This window comes from Enterococcus sp. AZ015 (genome assembly GCF_050499225.1).
Taxonomy (GTDB): Bacteria; Bacillota; Bacilli; order Lactobacillales; family Enterococcaceae; genus Enterococcus_D; species Enterococcus_D entomosocium.
In genome coordinates this window covers 1841394-1858966 of record NZ_JBMHEX010000001.1, presented here as the reverse complement: position 1 = coordinate 1858966, position 17573 = coordinate 1841394, and the positions used below count along the sequence as shown (strand labels likewise).

The window sequence follows — 17573 nt, the reverse complement described above, 5'->3', positions numbered from 1 at the left end:
CGGTCGTAGATTTCACCAAAAAAAAGCGAAATAGTGTTCAATCGTTTCTCCCTTTACTATAATTAAAGAAAGGGGATAGAAAAGAGGGATAGCGATGATCAAAACTGAAAAAATTTACGGCTTTCTACAATCGACACAAATGGAAGCATCACAGTTGCGTTTGTTGATTGAAAATTGGTTCGCTTTGGTTCGTCTTAGCTATCAGCCGACGGAATACTATTACAATCAGCAAGAAAAGAAACCTTATGATTTTGATGAGGTCAGTCAACTGCTGCATAGCGCCCCTGAAGAAATCAATACTGAATTGATTGTGACGGACGGCCAAAATGAGTCCAGTATCCATATCATTCAAGAGGCTGTTTTACAACGGCACCTGTTTACGAAAGACGTATTCTCCACACAGAAAACAGTGATTTTAAGTTACTTCGATGAAACGATGCAAAGAGATGGAATGTTTGGCTATTTGCGTTCATATGATGAGTACCTGATGCATAACGTCGAGCGAATCGAGAAAAGACAAAATTTTCAATCGATTGCTGAAATCAACGCGTTACCGAAGCGGAAAAATTTTGAACAAGAGATCGGTATTGATTGCAATCAATTTGCTGGGTACGATGTTTTTTACAATGGCTACACACTGACCTCTTGTTGGCGAATGTACTTTTCGGTATTCTATGCTCGTATTATTCCTCAGGTGATCATTACGGATGCGCAACAAGTCGAGCAGGTCCAAGTTAGAGATCAGGGAATCGTGATGGTGGAATTGTATCGCGATCCGTTTCAGTGGGATCACGAGTTGAATCTTTCATACCAGCGTTTGTTTCGCGATCAAACTGGGATCGATCAATTGACATGGGATAATGGCGTCGGTATTTTGAGGGAACCATATATTGAGTACGCCTTTGGCGACCAATTGATCCAAACCATCCAGTACCAAAATGATCGGCTGCAGCCGACGACTAAGCGTAACGCGACACATTTCGTCACTCGAAGCTTCGATTTGGTGAACGAAGAGTACCAGGAGCGACGGGTGAAAGGTTACTTGAATGCACAAGCGTATTTTCCTTGGATCGACCAAGATCGGTTGCGCATGATGGATTATATTGTATTAAAACCGGAATTGACTGTAGATGATGGGGTCGAGGCATATGCCTTTTATATTCGGAATCACCTCGAAATTGATTACTCAGAGGATCGCTTTAAAGACTACACAGCTTGCTTACAATTTTATTTACCAGAAACAGCCTTGAAGGAGCTGCCGATAGACGGATTGAAAGCAGCGATGCCGGATGTTCATTTTGGGTATTTGCACCGCACGCGCAAATATACGTGGGTCAATCTAAAAAAGAATGGCAAGAAACTTCGAGTGTATTTTATGAATACCCAAAAGCTAGTCGAACAGCAGCTCTTTACCAATCAAGAATGAAAAAGACCCGCAAGATCACGAGGATCTTGCGGGTCTTTTCAATTAGGCAGCTTGTTCAGGCGCTTTTTTCAACAAACCGAATACAACGCCAGAAACGATCGCACCGATTAAGATGAATAGCAAGAACAAAATTGGTTTAGATAATAATAGAACAACGAAGATCCCACCATGTGGTGCCATTAATTGGATATCAAAGGCACCGACAAGCGCACCAGTCAGTGCAGAACCAACGATAAAGCTTGGGATCGCCCGCAATGGATCTGCTGCTGCAAATGGGATCGCACCTTCTGTGACGAAGGATAGCCCCATGACGATGTTTGTTAAACCAGCTTCTTTTTGGTCTTTGGTGAATTTATTTTTAAACAATAACGTTGCGACAAAGATTGCCAATGGAGGAACCATTCCGCCCGCCATTACAGATGCCATCACGACGCTACCACCTTCAGCAACGGTCGTTGCCAATGTTGCAGTACCGAAAACATAAGCGGCTTTGTTGATTGGGCCACCTAGATCGGCTGCCATCATTGCTGCTAACAAAGCACCAAGTAAAGCGGCGTTGGTACCACTTAAGCCAGTCAAGAAGCTATTCAAACCGTCATTGATGGCTTTCATTGGCACGTTGATCAGTAACATCAAGAAGCCAGTGATCAATAGGCCGAAAACAGGGTAGAAGAGGATCGTTTTGATTCCTTCTAATGATTTTGGTAAACCTTTGAATAATGAACGCAAGAACTTGATGACATAACCAGCTAAGAAACCGCCAATCAATGCTCCTAAGAATCCAGCACCACCCGTATTTGCTAGGGCACCTGCTGCGAAACCGACGATCAATCCAGGTCGGTCACTGATACTTGAAGCGATGAAACCAGCTAAGACAGGTAGCATAAAACCAAATGCCGCGCTACCGATTTGATTGAACCAAGAAGCTGCTTGGTTGTAGTTTCCTAATTGACTCAAGGCATCTTGAGGGACACCCATGAACTGGTCCACCATGAAGGAAATAGCGATCATGATTCCACCGGCAATAACAAATGGTAACATGTGAGAAACACCATTCATCAAATCTTTATAGATTCGTTGACCGACTGAACCATCAGCTGAAGCGTCCTCTTTATCAGAAGCTTGGCCGCTACCGTGAAAAACAGGAGCAGTTCCGCTCATTGCTTCATTGATTAATTGCTCGGTCTTACGGATACCATCGCTCACAGGACGGTTTACTAAATGTTTACCGTCAAAGCGATCCATTTCAACTTTTTTATCTGCAGCTACGATCACACCAGCAGCTCGGGCGATATCAGCTTCTGTTAAACGATTTTTGATTCCTTCCGAACCATTTGTTTCGACTTTGATGTCAACACCAAGTTCTTTGGCTTTCTTTTTCAAAGCATCTTCTGCCATGTAGGTGTGGGCGATCCCTGTCGGGCAAGCTGTAACTGCGACGATATAGGGACGTTCGCTAGCAGGTGCTGCTTCTTGGTTTGCCGCTTCTTCTGCTAAAGCATCGGCTTCTTGCTGTGCCTCAGCTTCTGAGAAAAGTTGTTGTACTTGATCAGCAGTTGTCGCTGTTTTTAGTTTAGCAACGAAATCTGGATCGATCAATAAGCGAGATAGAGCTGCTAACGCTTGTAAATGAGTATCATTTGCTCCTTCTGGTGCTGCGATCATAAAGAAGAGGTACGTTGGTTGTCCATCTAACGCCTCATAGTCGACACCCGCATTACTCTTTGCGAATAAAACCGTCGCTTCTTTGACTGCACTGTTTTTGGCATGGGGCATTGCGATGCCGTCACCTAACCCTGTTGAGGTTTGGGCTTCTCGGGCAAGAATTCCTTCTTTGTAGATTTCGACATCTGAAATCCGTCCGACAGCATATAATTTTGCTACCATTTCATCAATGGCACCTTTTTTGTCTGTTGCTTGCAAGTCCATGATCATGGACTCTTTCAGCATCAACTCATTGATTTTCATTTTTTCCATCCTCCTATAGATTCACTTGTTCAATAATGACTTCCGGTAGTAATTCTTCGATAAATGACGCCTCAGCTAAATCATCTGAGAACGCAGTGGCACTGCCACAAGCGACCCCCCATTTGAATGCTTCAACCACATCTTTGGTCTTTGCGTAACGCCCAATGAATCCAGCAATCATGGAATCTCCAGCGCCAACTGAATTTTTCAAAGGTCGTTTCAACACATTGGAGCGATAGATCTCATTGCCAGTAAAGAGCAGGGCACCATCACCACCTAGAGAGACGATGACATTTTTAGCGCCATCCTTTAGCATTCTTTGGCCATAAGGCAAAATATCTTCGATTGTTGAAAAAGAAGTTTCATAAAGTTCCGCTAATTCATGATTATTTGGTTTGATCAGCAAAGGCTGATCGGATAAGGCATCAAATAGTTCCGCACCAGTCGTATCAATGACAAATTCTGCACCAGCTTCTTTAACGATTTTGATCAATTCTTTATAAAAGTCGGCTGGAAGACCAGCTGGTTTACTTCCTGATAGGATGACGATGTCTTCGGCAGAAAGAGCGGCTAATTGGTGTTTCAATTCAGCGATTTCTTGCTCTTGAATGACTGGACCAAGGCCGTTGATTTCTGTTTCTTCGCCGGATTTTAATTTGATATTGATCCGGGTATCGGCAGCGACTTGCGTAAAATTGCTGTTGATTTCCTCTTTGGTCAGCCACTCTTCAATAAAACGACCAGTAAATCCGCCAACAAAACCAAGGGCAGTCGAGGAGATGCCAATTCGCTTCAAAATCCGTGAGACATTGATTCCTTTGCCACCAGGTAGTTTAAAGTCTTGTTTCATTCGATTAAGGGCACCGATCTCCAAATGATCGACGTGGACGATAAAGTCGATCGATGGATTGAGTGTTACTGTGTAAATCATTGTATTACCTCCATAATGGTTGTTTTTGCTCTGAATTTCGCTAAATAGTTTTTTGGGCAATAATCGGTGATGATCGTTGCACCTTCAATAAAAGCAACTTGAGCAAAAGTTGTTTGCTGAAACTTGGAATGGTCTAGCAAGACATAGCCTTGTTGGCTATGTTCCAGAGCGATCTGCTTGATCAGCGCTTCTTCTGGATCGGGTGTGGTGAAACCAGCTTCCGAATGAGCACCGTTCATGCCCATAAAACAGCGGTTAAAGCGCAATTTACGCAACTGTTCACCGGCATTGATCCCTAACACAGCGTTCGTAGCTATCTTAATGGTTCCCCCTAAAATCATGGTGTCGATCCCGTGATCAATCAGTAGGGAAGCGTGCTTGACGGAGTTCGTGACAACTTTCAGCGCTGTGATGGTCGATAAGAAAGGGATCATTTCAAGGGTCGTTGTTCCTGCGTCTAGATAAATGACTTCACCATTTTTGATCGTTTGTGCGGCTGCGCGAGCAATTTTTTGTTTTTCTGTTTGAAACTTCGCTTTTTTTTCAGACATGTTGGGTTCAAAACCTAATTGCTGGCTTTTTTTGGCCCCGCCGTGAATTCTAACTAGAAACCCTTTATCTTCCAGTTCTTGGAGATCTCTGCGGATTGTTGACTCTGAAGCATCCAGCAGTTGGATCAGTTCACTGACTTTGACGATCTCCTCTTGCTCTAATCGTGCCAAAATCGCTTGATGCCGCTCCTCTGTAAGCATTTACATCACCTCTTCACCTGCCATAGTAACATATGATTCATTCAAAATCAATCATAAACAGTAAAAAACATTCAAAATGAAAGCGTGAATAATAGAAATCGGTCACAAACGGTCATGCTAACCTTCATTTTACTGAGATTGCTGTCCTTATATTTGACAATTTTTACTATTATTTGGCTTAATTGAATTAAGGGGGGATAAATAAATGAATAACAAAGTCATTTTACAAGGGTTCGAATGGGACCTGCCGGCAGATAGCCAACACTGGAACAAATTGAAAGAAATGAGTAAAGAAATCAAAGAGTATGGATTTACCGCAATTTGGCTGCCGCCTGCCTATAAAGGGACAGCTGGGTCCGAAGACGTTGGGTATGGTGTCTATGATTATTATGATCTAGGCGAATTCGATCAAAAGGGGTCGGTGCCAACAAAATATGGGACAAAGGATGAATACTTAGAAGCCATCAAAGCACTGCAAGAACAAGGAATAGAGGTTTATGCCGACATCGTTTTCAATCACTTGATTGGTGCCGATGAAAAAGAAGTCGTTCCAGCGGTTAAATACAATACCGAAAACCGTAATGAACCGATCAGTGATGAGGAAGAAATCGAAGCCTGGACCAAGTTCACATTCCCAGGACGTCAAGGGACGTACAATGATTACGTTTGGACGTGGCATAATTTTTCTGGTGTTGATTATGATGACCGTAACAAAGACCACGGGATTTTTAACTTCGCTGATAAGGGCTGGGAAAGCCAAGTGGATGATGAGATGGGCAATTATGACTACTTAATGGGTTGTGATCTGGACATGGAAAATCCTGAGACGGTGGAACAGCTCAATAAATGGGGGCAATGGTACCAAGAGCTGACTGGTGTTGATGGCTATCGCTTAGATGCGGTCAAACACATTGAGTTCAATTATTATGCGGACTGGATCTTGAACCGTCGGGAAGAAAAAGGCAAACCGCTATTCGTTGTGGGAGAATATTGGTCAGGGGATCTGCCAAAATTAGAAGAGTATTTAGATTCTTCAGGAAATCTGATTTATTTATTCGATGTGCCTTTGCACTATAATTTATATGAAGCATCTCACTCAAATGGCGAATATGATATGAGTCAAATTTTTGCCGGCACACTGACTGCCGCGCGCGAAGATTATGCCGTGACTTTTGTGGACAATCATGATACACAGGTTGGTCAAAGTTTACAATCTTGGATAGACGGTTGGTTTAAAGTCCATGCTTATTCATTGATCCTTTTACGAAAAGCGGGTGTACCGGTTGTTTTCTGGGGTGACTTATTCGGAATCCCAGCGCAAGAAATCGCTCCTGTTGGTGATGCTTTGATCCATATGTTAAAACTTCGAGAGAAGCTTGCATTTGGGAATCAAGTGGACTATTTTGATGATTCTAATTGTATTGGTTGGGTATTAACGGGGGATTATGAACACGAACTTTCTGGATTGGCGGTCGTGATGACCAATGCTCAAGGTGCGGAAAAAGAAATGACCATCAGCGCGATCCATGGTGGAGAGACATTCGTAGATATATTGAGAAATAATGAAGCGAAAGTTGTCTTAGATGATACCGGAAAAGGGCTTTTCCCGGTAAATGATGGACAAGTGTCAATCTATGTGAATGAAAAGCTAGTAGAGAAATACTTTAGCTGATCTCTTGCAATAGACATAATAAAAAGGCTGTAAGTTTACAGCCTTTTTATTATGTAAACAAACAATAGACTGACTTTTTTCTTTCAAAACTGATGGCATCGTGAGTACTAAAATCAAAGCGCTTTTAATTAAAAGTTTTCAAAGCGTTCGGTTTTCCCCATTCACGGATAATGCTATAATTGAGAAGATTGAGAAAGAAAGGATGTTTAAAAGCATGTCATCCAAAAGTGAATTACTTAAACGCATGAATCCACGGCAAAAAGAAGCCGTTATGCATACGGAAGGGCCGTTGCTGCTGATGGCAGGGGCAGGAAGCGGGAAGACCCGTGTCCTAACCCACCGAATCGCCTATTTAATAGAAGAAAAAAATGTAAATCCATGGAATATTTTAGCCATCACATTTACGAATAAAGCGGCACGTGAAATGAAAGAACGGGTCAGTCAACTATTAGGATCGGGTGGTGAAGACGTTTGGGTTTCAACCTTCCACTCGATGTGTGTCAGAATTTTGCGCAGGGATGTTGATCGAATCGGGTATTCGAAGAATTTTACTATCATTGATTCTTCTGAGCAAAATACGCTGATGAAACGAGTATTAAAAGAATTGAATATCGATCCCAAAAAATATGATCCTCGTTCTATTTTGGGAACGATCTCTCATGCAAAGAATGAGCTGTTGACACCTGAAGCTTACCAAGCCATGGAAGGTAGTCTCTTTGAGCAAATCGTAGGTCGTTGTTATGAAAAATATCAAAAAGAGCTGCGTAATAATCAATGCATGGACTTCGATGATTTAATCATGAATACGATCCGCCTCTTCCAAGACAATGAAGATGCGCTGCAATTTTATCAACGGAAATTCCACTATATCCATGTCGATGAATACCAAGATACCAACCATGCCCAATACACGCTAGTCAATTTATTGGCCGCTCGTTTTCGAAATCTTTGTGTCGTTGGGGATGCGGACCAAAGTATTTACGGTTGGCGTGGCGCCAACATGCAAAATATTTTAGACTTTGAAAAAGACTATCCGGATGCCGCAACGATATTGTTAGAGCAAAACTATCGTTCAACGCAAACGATTTTAAATGCGGCAAACCAAGTAATCAAAAATAACCGCAACCGTCCAGATAAAAATCTGTGGACAGAAAATCGTGATGGGGAAAAGATCACTTATTATCGCGGGGATAGTGAACGAGATGAAGCGCGATTTATCGTCAGTGAAATGCAGAAACAAATTGCAGAAAAGAACCGTAAATTCGGTGATTTTGCGATTTTGTATCGGACCAACGCGCAGTCACGGATCATTGAAGAAATGCTTTTAAAAGCCAACGTTCCTTATACGATGGTCGGCGGCAGAAAGTTCTATGACCGCAAAGAAATCCGTGATATTTTGGCTTATTTATCGGCGATCGCCAATCCTCGTGATTCCATCAGCTTGGAACGAATCATCAATGTACCAAAACGTGGGATCGGTGCGACATCCGTCGAGAAACTACGAGAGTTTGCGAATCTTCATGAATGGTCATTGTTAGAAGCAGCCATGAACGTCGAGTTAGCAAATATTTCGGGGAAGGCCGGCAAAGAATTAGGAAGCTTTGGGATGATGATGGATGGCTTCGCCCAAATGGTTCCTTACCTCTCAGTAACCGAACTGACGAAAGAAATATTAGAAAAAACGGGTTATCGTCAAGAGTTAGTCAACCAGAATAATTTAGAAGCACAAGCTAGACTTGAAAACCTGGAAGAATTTTTATCGGTTACCCAAGAATTCGACAAACGGTTTGAGGCGCAAAACGAAGACGATGCAGATGCACCAGATGAGAAGTTGAGTGTTTTCTTAAATGACTTAGCTTTATTGTCAGACGTCGATAGTTATGAAGAAGAAAGTAGTCAAGTGACTTTGATGACCTTGCATGCGGCAAAAGGACTAGAGTTTCCAGTGGTATTCTTAATTGGGTTGGAAGAAAATATCTTCCCGCTTTCTCGAGCTTTAATGGAAGAAAGCGAACTCGAAGAAGAACGGCGCCTTGCTTATGTGGGAATCACTCGTGCCGAGGAAGAGCTCTTTATGACCAACGCTTTTTCCAGAACATTATACGGCCGTACCCAATACAATCGCCCGTCACGGTTTATCGAAGAAATCGAACAAGATCTGCTGCAATCATTAGGCGAGCGTTCACAGCCGAAAGCTGCTGCACCGTTTCAACCAAAAGTCTTTAAACCGAGCTATACACAGCCGCGTCAAACGACCGTCACTTCTAAGCAACAGACCTCTGCAGCGGGGAATACATGGCAAGTTGGCGAGAAAGTTCAACATAAAAAATGGGGAATCGGTACGGTCGTTCGGACGACTGGCAGCGCGCAAGACATCGAATTAGATGTGGCATTCCCACAACAAGGCGTCAAACGACTGTTGGCGGCCTTTGCGCCGATTGAAAAAGTTGAAAAATAAGGAGGATATTAGGATGGATGTCCCTTCAAAAGAAATCCAATCACGAGCAGAAGAGCTACGTACGCAATTAAATCAGTACGCCTACGAATACTATGTAAAAGATCAACCTTCTGTTGAAGATTATCTCTATGATCAGCTGTATGCAGAACTGGTTGAAATTGAAACCAACTACCCGCAGCTAGTAACCGAAGACTCGCCCACCCAACGAGTAGGTGGCATCATTTTACCTGGCTTTGAAAAAGTCACCCATGATATCCCACTTTATAGTTTGAACGATGTGTTTGATAAAGAAGGAATCGTGGCTTTTGATGCCCGTGTTCAAAAAGCATTGGGGAAAGCGGTAGATTATGTCTGCGAGTTAAAAATCGATGGATTGTCTATCTCATTAAAATATGAAGAAGGGCGCTTTGTTCGGGGAGCAACTCGAGGGGATGGTACGGTAGGTGAAAACATTACAGAAAACCTAAAGACCGTCAAATCGATCCCACTAAAATTAAAAGAACCAATCTCGTTGGAAGTTCGTGGCGAATGCTATATGCCAAAGGCTTCGTTTTTGAAGTTGAATCAACAGCGAGAAGAAGAAGGGGTGGAAGTTTTCGCCAATCCGAGAAACGCAGCTGCTGGAAGCTTGCGACAACTAGACACACGGATCGCAGCCCAAAGAAACTTAAGCACCTTCTTGTACACACTGGCTGATTTTGGTCCGATTGAAGCCAATGATCAATTTTCGGCATTGAATGAATTAGATCAATTAGGCTTTCGTACAAATCACGAACGCAGAGTGTGCCACACCATCGATGAGGTGTGGGCATATATCGAAGAGTTTCATGACAAGCGCAGTGAGCTTCCTTACGAGATTGATGGTGTTGTCATCAAAGTCAATAATTTTAAAGATCAAGATGCGCTAGGCTTTACCGTAAAAGCACCCCGATGGGCGGCGGCATATAAATTTCCACCGGAAGAAGCGGAAACAGTGATCGAAACGATCGAATGGACCGTGGGACGAACGGGTGTTGTGACACCGACCGCTGTTATGACCCCTGTCCGGGTTGCCGGAACGACGGTCAGCCGCGCCAGTTTGCATAATGTAGATTTCATTAAAATGAAGGACATTCGCATTGGTGATTCGGTCATCATCTATAAGGCGGGGGACATTATTCCAGAGGTTGCGAAAGTCTTGGAAGAAAAACGCACGGAAACAAGTGAACCCTTTGAATCGCCTACACATTGTCCCGAATGCGGGAGTGAGCTGATCCATTTAGATGAAGAAGTTGCCTTGCGTTGTATCAATCCGAAGTGTCCGGCGCAGATCAAAGAGGGGTTAAGCCACTTTGTTTCCCGAAATGCTATGAATATTGATGGTTTAGGGCCACGTGTTTTAGAGCAAATGTTCGATAAATCCTTAGTTAAAGATGTGGCCGACTTGTACTTTTTAACAGAAGAACAATTGCTGACCCTCGATAAAATCAAAGAGAAATCAGCTAATAACCTTTTGCGTGCCATCCATCAAAGCAAAGAAAATTCAGTTGAGCGCTTGATTTTCGGGCTAGGCATCCGTCATGTTGGTGCCAAAGCGGCTCGGATTTTAGCGGAACATTTTGGTGACCTTCGAACCCTTAGCAAAGCCAAAGAAGAAGAGATCATTTCGTTGGAAACCATTGGTGCTACAATTGCGGAAAGTGTCGTTACGTATTTTGACAATCAAGAAGTTCACGACCTTTTAGATGAACTTGAAAAAGCGGGTGTTAACTTTGCTTATTTAGGGCTGAGAACGGATCAATTGGAAGAAGTGGAGTCGCCATTTAAAGAGAAAACAGTTGTTTTGACAGGAAAATTGAGTCATTTCACCCGCGAAGAAGCCAAGGAACGAATTGAAAATCTCGGTGGGAAGGTAACAGGCAGTGTGTCGAAAAAGACTGATATCGTTGTTGCCGGGGAAGAGGCTGGCAGTAAACTGACCAAAGCACAGTCCCTAGGCGTTACCGTTTGGGATGAAGCTCAAATGGTGGCTGCGATCGAAGGCAGTCATTCGGCAGATCAATAACTGTTAAGTATTGTCACAGACGAGAAGCAGTTGTTTCTTCTTGTCTAATTGAAATCATTTCTTCCCTGCAATCCGAGGAAAGAAATGATTTCTGCTTTTATTTGCAATTATATTTGATAATTTTCAAATTCTATTTCATGATTTGTTAAAAAAATGATACAATACATTGGAAAAACGTAAACGTAGATTACGGATGCGAGAAAGAGGAGGATTTTATGGCGATCAGCGAAGAACAAGTCAAACACGTTGCCAAACTAGCAAAACTTTCATTCTCAGATGATGAATTACATGAGTTTACCTCTCAGCTAGGAAAAATTATTGATATGGTAGAAACACTTGAAGAAGTGGATACTACAGGAGTACCCTTTACATCGAATGTCGCAGAAACGATCAATGTGATGCGTGAAGATGTAACGACAGGTGGCTGGGACCGTGATGAATTAATGAAAAATGTTCCAGAATCCGAAGAAGGCTTTATTAAAGTGCCTGCAATCATTGACAATGGGGAGGCGGGTGCATAATGACTGAACTATATAATAAAAGCTTAGAAGAATTGCATAGCTTATTAGTGTCAAAGGAAATTACTGCGACAGATCTAACGAGGGAAACCTTTGCTCGCATTAAAGAAACAGAGCCAAAAGTCGATGCGTTTCTTGCATTGAACGAAGAAAAAGCCCATGCGTTAGCGCAAGCTATCGATCAAAAAGGTATCACTGAAAGCAATGTGTTGGCAGGGATTCCCATTGGGATCAAAGATAACATTGTTACCAAAGATCTACGCACAACAGCTGCTTCTAAAATTTTAGGCAACTTTGACCCAATCTACGATGCAACCGTCATGGACAAAGTTTACCAAGCAGACATGATTCCAGTAGGTAAGTTAAACATGGATGAATTTGCGATGGGGGCGAGTACGGAAACGTCGTTCTTTAAGAAAACAAAAAACGCTTGGGACGAGACAAAAGTACCTGGTGGTTCATCAGGTGGCTCGGCGGCTGCCGTTGCAGCGGGACAAATCCCCTTATCATTAGGTAGCGATACGGGTGGTTCGATTCGCCAACCAGCAGCTTTCAATGGAATCGTCGGGTTGAAGCCAACATACGGACGGGTTTCTCGTTTTGGTTTGATCGCGTTTGCATCTTCGTTAGATCAAATTGGTCCAATGACCCGTGGTGTGAAAGACAATGCCATCGCATTAAATGCCATCAGTGGGTTTGATGCAAAAGATAGTACGTCAGCCGGGGCAGCTGTTCCTGATTTTACAGCAGGTCTGACTGGTGATATCAAAGGCATGAAAGTTGCTTTGCCAAAAGAATACTTAGGCGAAGGAATTCAAGCGGGCGTCCGAGAAGCGATCTTAAAAGCTGCAGACACTTTCCGTGCGTTAGGAGCGACCGTGGAAGAAGTCAGCTTGCCACATTCAAAGTATGGGGTAGCTGTTTACTATATCATCGCTTCTTCAGAAGCAAGTTCTAATTTGCAACGTTTTGACGGCATCCGTTACGGTTTCCGTTCAGAAAATGTCAGCAATTTAGAAGATGTCTATGTTAATTCGCGCAGTGAAGGATTCGGGGAAGAAGTAAAACGTCGGATCATGTTAGGTACGTTTTCACTAAGTGCTGGCTACTACGATGCCTACTTCAAAAAAGCCGGTCAAGTACGAACGTTGATCAAACAAGATTTCGATAAGGTCTTCAGCCAATACGACTTGATCATTGGCCCAGCTTCCCCAACGGTAGCATTTGGTATTGGAGAAAATATCAATGATCCGATCACTATGTACTTGAATGATATTTTAACCATTCCTGTGAACTTAGCAGGACTGCCAGGGATGTCGATTCCAGCAGGTTTTTCTGAAGGACTGCCTGTCGGCTTGCAGATCATTGGGAAACATTTTGATGAAGCAACCATGTATAAAGCGGCTTATGCCTTTGAACAAGCAACTGATTTCCACACGAAAAAACCAGTGATTTTAGGAGGGGATAAGGCATGAACTTCGAAACAGTCATTGGGCTTGAAGTCCACGTAGAATTAAAAACAGAATCAAAGATTTTTTCTCCAGCACCTGCTCACTTTGGCGCTGAACCAAATAGCAACACGAATGTGATCGACTGGGGCTATCCAGGTGTTTTACCAGTAATGAACAAAGCGGCTATCGAATTTGGGATGAAAGCTGCGCTTGCGTTGAATTGTGAAATCTCAAAAGAAACACATTTCGACCGCAAAAACTATTTCTATCCTGATAATCCAAAAGCCTATCAAATTTCACAATTCGATCAACCGATAGGTCATGATGGGTGGATTGAAATCGAAGTGGAAGGTAAAAAGAAAAAAATCCGCATTGAGCGAGTTCATTTGGAAGAAGATGCCGGGAAAAACATGCACGGCAAAGGCGGTTATTCTTATGTTGATCTAAATCGTCAAGGAACCCCTTTGATCGAGATCGTTTCCGAAGCGGATATGCGTTCACCAGAAGAAGCATATGCGTATCTAGAAGCATTGCGTTCAATCATCTTGTTTACAGAAGTATCCGATGTGAAGATGGAAGAAGGATCTATGCGTTGCGATGCGAATATTTCGTTGCGACCTTACGGCCAAGAACAATTCGGAACAAAAACAGAACTGAAAAACTTAAACTCTATGTCCTTCGTGAAAAAAGGTTTAGCATTTGAAGAAAAACGCCAAGCCAAAGTATTGCTTTCTGGAGGTGAGATCCAACAAGAAACTCGTCGTTTTGATGAAGCAACCAGCAAAACATTATTGATGCGTGTCAAAGAAGGTTCTTCTGATTATCGTTACTTCCCAGAACCAGATATCCCACGATTTGTGATCGATGATGAATGGATCGAACGTGTACGTCAAAGCTTGCCAGAAATGCCGCAAAAACGTCGTGCCCGTTACATCTCTGAATTGGGCTTACCAGAATACGATGCAATGGTCTTGACTTTATCAAAAGAAATGTCCGATTTCTTTGAAAAAACCATTGATGCCGGTGCGGATCCCAAGCAAGCTTCTAACTGGTTGATGGGTGAAGTTTCAGCGTATCTGAACAGTGAAAAATTGGAACTGCCAGAAACGAAATTGACACCAGATAATTTAGCGGGAATGATTCGTTTGATTGCCGATGGCACGATCAGTTCGAAGATTGCGAAAAAAGTCTTCAAAGAATTGATCACAAACGGCGGCGACGCTGAAGAAGTCGTAAAAGCCAAAGGATTGATCCAATTATCAGATCCTGCGCAATTATTACCAATGATCAATGAAGTACTAGATAACAACCAACAATCCGTCGATGACTTTAAAAACGGAAAAGACCGCGCAGTTGGTTTCTTAGTTGGTCAAATCATGAAAGCAACCAAAGGACAAGCGAATCCAGGCGTTGTGAACAAGCTGTTGCAAGAAGAACTAGCAAAGCGATAAGAGGCAAGCGATGAAAAGAGCAAGAGTAATCTATAACCCGACATCTGGGAAAGAATTGATTCGAAAAAATTTAGCAGATATTTTAGATGTTTTGGAAAGAGGCGGTTATGAGGCGAGTGCGTTTGCCACGACCGCTGCACCATTTTCCGCCCGTGATGAAGCAAGAAGAGCCGGTGAAGCTGGTTTTGATTTGGTGGTAGCGGCCGGTGGCGATGGTACGATCAATGAAGTCGTCAACGGAATCGCTCCATTAGAAAAACGCCCGAAGATGGCGATTATTCCTGGAGGAACCACCAATGACTACGCACGTGCACTAAAGATTCCTCGGACCGATATCAAAGCAGCTGCGGAAGTGATTTTAAAACAGCAGACGGTGAAGATGGATGTCGGAAAAACACCCAATACGTATTTTATCAATATCGCTGCTGGCGGACACTTAACAGAACTGACCTATGATGTTCCTTCTGAGTTGAAAAGTGTTTTTGGCTACTTAGCTTATCTAGCAAAAGGAGCCGAATTACTGCCCCGCGTCAAACCGATCAAAATGCATCTAAAGTATGAAGACGGAGAATACATTGGCGGAGCCTCAATGTTCTTTTTAGGGCTGACGAATTCAGTGGGGGGCTTTGAACAGATTGCGCCTGATGCAAAGCTTGACGATGGGAAATTTTCGTTGATCATTGTCAAAACGGCCAATATTTTTGAGATCGTCCACTTAGTTGCTTTAATGATGAATGGTGGGAAACACATCAACGATCGTCGTCTGATTTATACGAAAACATCTTTTCTTGAAGTAGACGCGCCAGAGCAGGTCAATCGATTAATGATCAACCTTGATGGTGAATACGGCGGAGATGCTCCTATGCGCTTTGAAAATCTACACAATCATATTGAGTTTTTTGCGAATGTCGATCAAATTCCTGATGATGCGGTCGTTGGTGAGCAGAACTATCAAGAGATGAGCGAAGGTTTTATTAAAGAAGTCGAACGTCTTTCCGATGAGGACATCAATGGAGATGGCAAGATCGGCGACGAAACAAGGTAAACGATTTTTCTTTTCATGCAAAGTGAAAGAACAGGGACTTTTGGACCTGTTCTTTTTTTAAAAAATAAATTGTGGAAAAAGTAACAGGAATATTTTTAAGAAAAGTTGATAGAACAGCTTTTCTTAAATTTTAGTAAAGGACGTTTTTTGCGTTATGTTCCACATCGGGTGCTTGTTTCACGGTTATTAGCGCGATTCATGAAGATAAAGCGAATGAAAAATTGAAAAAACGAACGATCTTCGCTAAAAAACGAACTTTTTGAAAATATACTCGTTAAAGTTCGTCATTTACGTATTTCTATGCAATCTAATGATGCAAAAGCCAGAGAGAATATGCTATAATGGTGAAACGAAGAAATGGGGGGACCGGAATGGAGCACATCGATTCTACAAAAGCGCTAGATCTGCTTAGAGATGACGCAGAACGAATCAAAAAGCTGATCCGAAACCAAGAAAATAGTTTATGTATCGCACAATGCAAAGCATTTGAAGAAGTGGTTGATACCCAGATGTATGGTCTATCACGGCAAGTGGCATTTGCGATCCGCTTGGGGATCGTCGATAATCAAACAGGACAACAATTGATGGCGGATCTCGAAAAAGATCTGAACCAATTGTACAGCGAGGTCTATGAAGACCAGCGGACACCTGAAATCGGCAAGGAGGCATAAACTTGCCAGAAAAAGTAAAGAAAAGACATTTATTAGATTATAGTATTTTGTTACCATATATTGTTATGTGTGTCACGGGCTTGATGATGGTTTATAGTTCCACATCTTATGTGGCGATGACCGCCACACAACCGACCACAGCTGCTTCTTACGTCATCAATCAAACATTATTTTGGTTGGTGAGCCTAGTAGCGATCACTGTCATGTATAAAATGAAAACGGATGTTTTTCGGAATAAAAAATTTGTCCAGATCGCCATGATCGTCATCTTGTTTTTATTGATCGCTGCTTTCTTTTTCCCAAGAAGAAACGGGGCCCATGGTTGGTTAACGATTGCGAGCTTTTCTATTCAACCAGCTGAGTACTTGAAATTTATTGTCATCTGGTTTTTATCGGTGACGCTATCTTATCGTCAAAAAGGCATCCAACAAGAGTTTTGGAAAACGGTTTGGCGTCCAATCGGAATCGTTTTCGTCTACACCGGGATCATGGCCTTTTATCCCGACTTAGGGAATGCTGTGATCGTCATGCTACTGGCTTTTGTCGTTTTATTATCTAGTGGATTGAATTACTTGTACACTTTGATATTGGGGTTGGCAGGTATCGTTGGGAGTATGTTGATTGTCCTATTTGTGAATCTAACTGGCGGTAAGCTTTTACCAGCTTATGTTTATAGTCGCTTTTCATCCTTTTTGAACCCGTTTGCTGATGAATACAATACAGGTCATCAAATGGTCAATGGGTATTACGCAATGTTCAACGGTGGACTTTTCGGGCGCGGGCTTGGAAATAGTATCCAAAAACGTGGCTTCTTAAACGAAGCGCACACCGATTATATATTTTCGATCGTTATGGAAGAATTAGGCTTGATCCCATCGATCATCATTTTAGGCGTTTTGTTCTATATGGTGGGACGGATCTTTCTTGTCGGTATCCGTTCAAGAGATCCCTTTAATTCCATGATGTGTATCGGCATAGGGACATTATTTATGTCTCAGATTTTCATCAACTTAGGGGGGATCACTGGTTTGATCCCATTGACGGGAATCACTTTTCCGTTTTTAAGTCAGGGTGGGTCAAGTTTGCTGATGCTGTCGATTTGTATTGGTTTTGTATTAAATATCAGTGCCGAAGAAAAGAGGAAACAATATTATTTGAATTATTGATCAATTGAATGGAGTGGATT

Annotated in this window: 13 protein-coding genes; 10 read left to right on the top strand and 3 right to left on the bottom strand. The window is 42.5% G+C overall.

Annotated features, from left to right (window positions below):
* The first annotated feature begins 94 nt into the window (after positions 1–94).
* The gene (locus IGK85_RS08720; protein ID WP_008380126.1) at positions 95–1426 is read left to right on the top strand and encodes a hypothetical protein; all 1332 of its coding nucleotides are present in this window, start codon (positions 95–97) and stop codon (positions 1424–1426) included.
* A 42-nt stretch (positions 1427–1468) separates the two neighbouring features.
* Here the strand turns inward: IGK85_RS08720 and IGK85_RS08715 are convergent, their stop codons facing one another.
* Genes IGK85_RS08715 through IGK85_RS08705 form a run of 3 tightly spaced genes read right to left on the bottom strand, consistent with a single transcriptional unit; the run spans position 1469 to position 5077 of the window.
* A complete protein-coding gene (locus IGK85_RS08715) occupies positions 1469–3394 on the bottom strand; it encodes a PTS fructose transporter subunit IIABC (protein ID WP_008380124.1) in 1926 nt (641 codons plus the stop codon).
* A gap of 13 nt (positions 3395–3407) precedes the next feature.
* Complete coding sequence (pfkB, locus tag IGK85_RS08710; RefSeq protein ID WP_008380122.1) at positions 3408–4325, bottom strand: 1-phosphofructokinase; 918 nt, start codon at positions 4323–4325, stop codon at positions 3408–3410.
* The gene (locus IGK85_RS08705; protein ID WP_008380120.1) at positions 4322–5077 is read right to left on the bottom strand and encodes a DeoR/GlpR family DNA-binding transcription regulator; all 756 of its coding nucleotides are present in this window, start codon (positions 5075–5077) and stop codon (positions 4322–4324) included. The genes pfkB and IGK85_RS08705 overlap by 4 nt, the downstream gene beginning before the upstream one ends.
* 205 nt (positions 5078–5282) lie before the next feature.
* On the opposite strand from IGK85_RS08705, the gene IGK85_RS08700 reads away from it, so the two are divergent.
* The 9 genes from IGK85_RS08700 to IGK85_RS08660 all read left to right on the top strand — a co-directional run bounded on the left by IGK85_RS08700 (position 5283) and on the right by IGK85_RS08660 (position 17553).
* Positions 5283–6749 (top strand): alpha-amylase, encoded by a 1467-nt coding sequence (locus IGK85_RS08700; RefSeq protein WP_008380118.1) that lies wholly within the window; start codon positions 5283–5285, stop codon positions 6747–6749.
* A gap of 214 nt (positions 6750–6963) precedes the next feature.
* Positions 6964–9207 (top strand): DNA helicase PcrA, encoded by a 2244-nt coding sequence (gene pcrA / locus IGK85_RS08695; protein ID WP_008380116.1) that lies wholly within the window; start codon positions 6964–6966, stop codon positions 9205–9207.
* Positions 9208–9220: 13 nt separating this feature from the next.
* On the top strand, positions 9221–11251 hold the full coding sequence (ligA, locus tag IGK85_RS08690; RefSeq protein ID WP_008380114.1) for an NAD-dependent DNA ligase LigA: 2031 nt from the start codon (positions 9221–9223) through the stop codon (positions 11249–11251).
* 215 nt (positions 11252–11466) lie between these two features.
* Positions 11467–11772 (top strand): Asp-tRNA(Asn)/Glu-tRNA(Gln) amidotransferase subunit GatC, encoded by a 306-nt coding sequence (gene gatC, locus IGK85_RS08685; RefSeq protein ID WP_005225977.1) that lies wholly within the window; start codon positions 11467–11469, stop codon positions 11770–11772.
* On the top strand, positions 11772–13244 hold the full coding sequence (gatA, locus tag IGK85_RS08680) for an Asp-tRNA(Asn)/Glu-tRNA(Gln) amidotransferase subunit GatA (RefSeq protein ID WP_144330628.1): 1473 nt from the start codon (positions 11772–11774) through the stop codon (positions 13242–13244). The genes gatC and gatA overlap by 1 nt, the downstream gene beginning before the upstream one ends.
* Entirely contained in the window at positions 13241–14671 is a 1431-nt protein-coding gene (gene gatB / locus IGK85_RS08675) for an Asp-tRNA(Asn)/Glu-tRNA(Gln) amidotransferase subunit GatB (RefSeq protein ID WP_005225979.1), read from the top strand. Before gatA ends, gatB begins: the two co-directional genes overlap by 4 nt.
* Before the next feature lie 10 nt (positions 14672–14681).
* Entirely contained in the window at positions 14682–15716 is a 1035-nt protein-coding gene (locus IGK85_RS08670) for a diacylglycerol kinase (RefSeq protein WP_005235735.1), read from the top strand.
* Positions 15717–16087: 371 nt separating this feature from the next.
* Entirely contained in the window at positions 16088–16387 is a 300-nt protein-coding gene (locus IGK85_RS08665; protein WP_008380108.1) for a YlaN family protein, read from the top strand.
* 2 nt (positions 16388–16389) lie between these two features.
* Entirely contained in the window at positions 16390–17553 is a 1164-nt protein-coding gene (locus IGK85_RS08660; RefSeq protein ID WP_008380107.1) for an FtsW/RodA/SpoVE family cell cycle protein, read from the top strand.
* Positions 17554–17573: the final 20 nt, after the last annotated feature.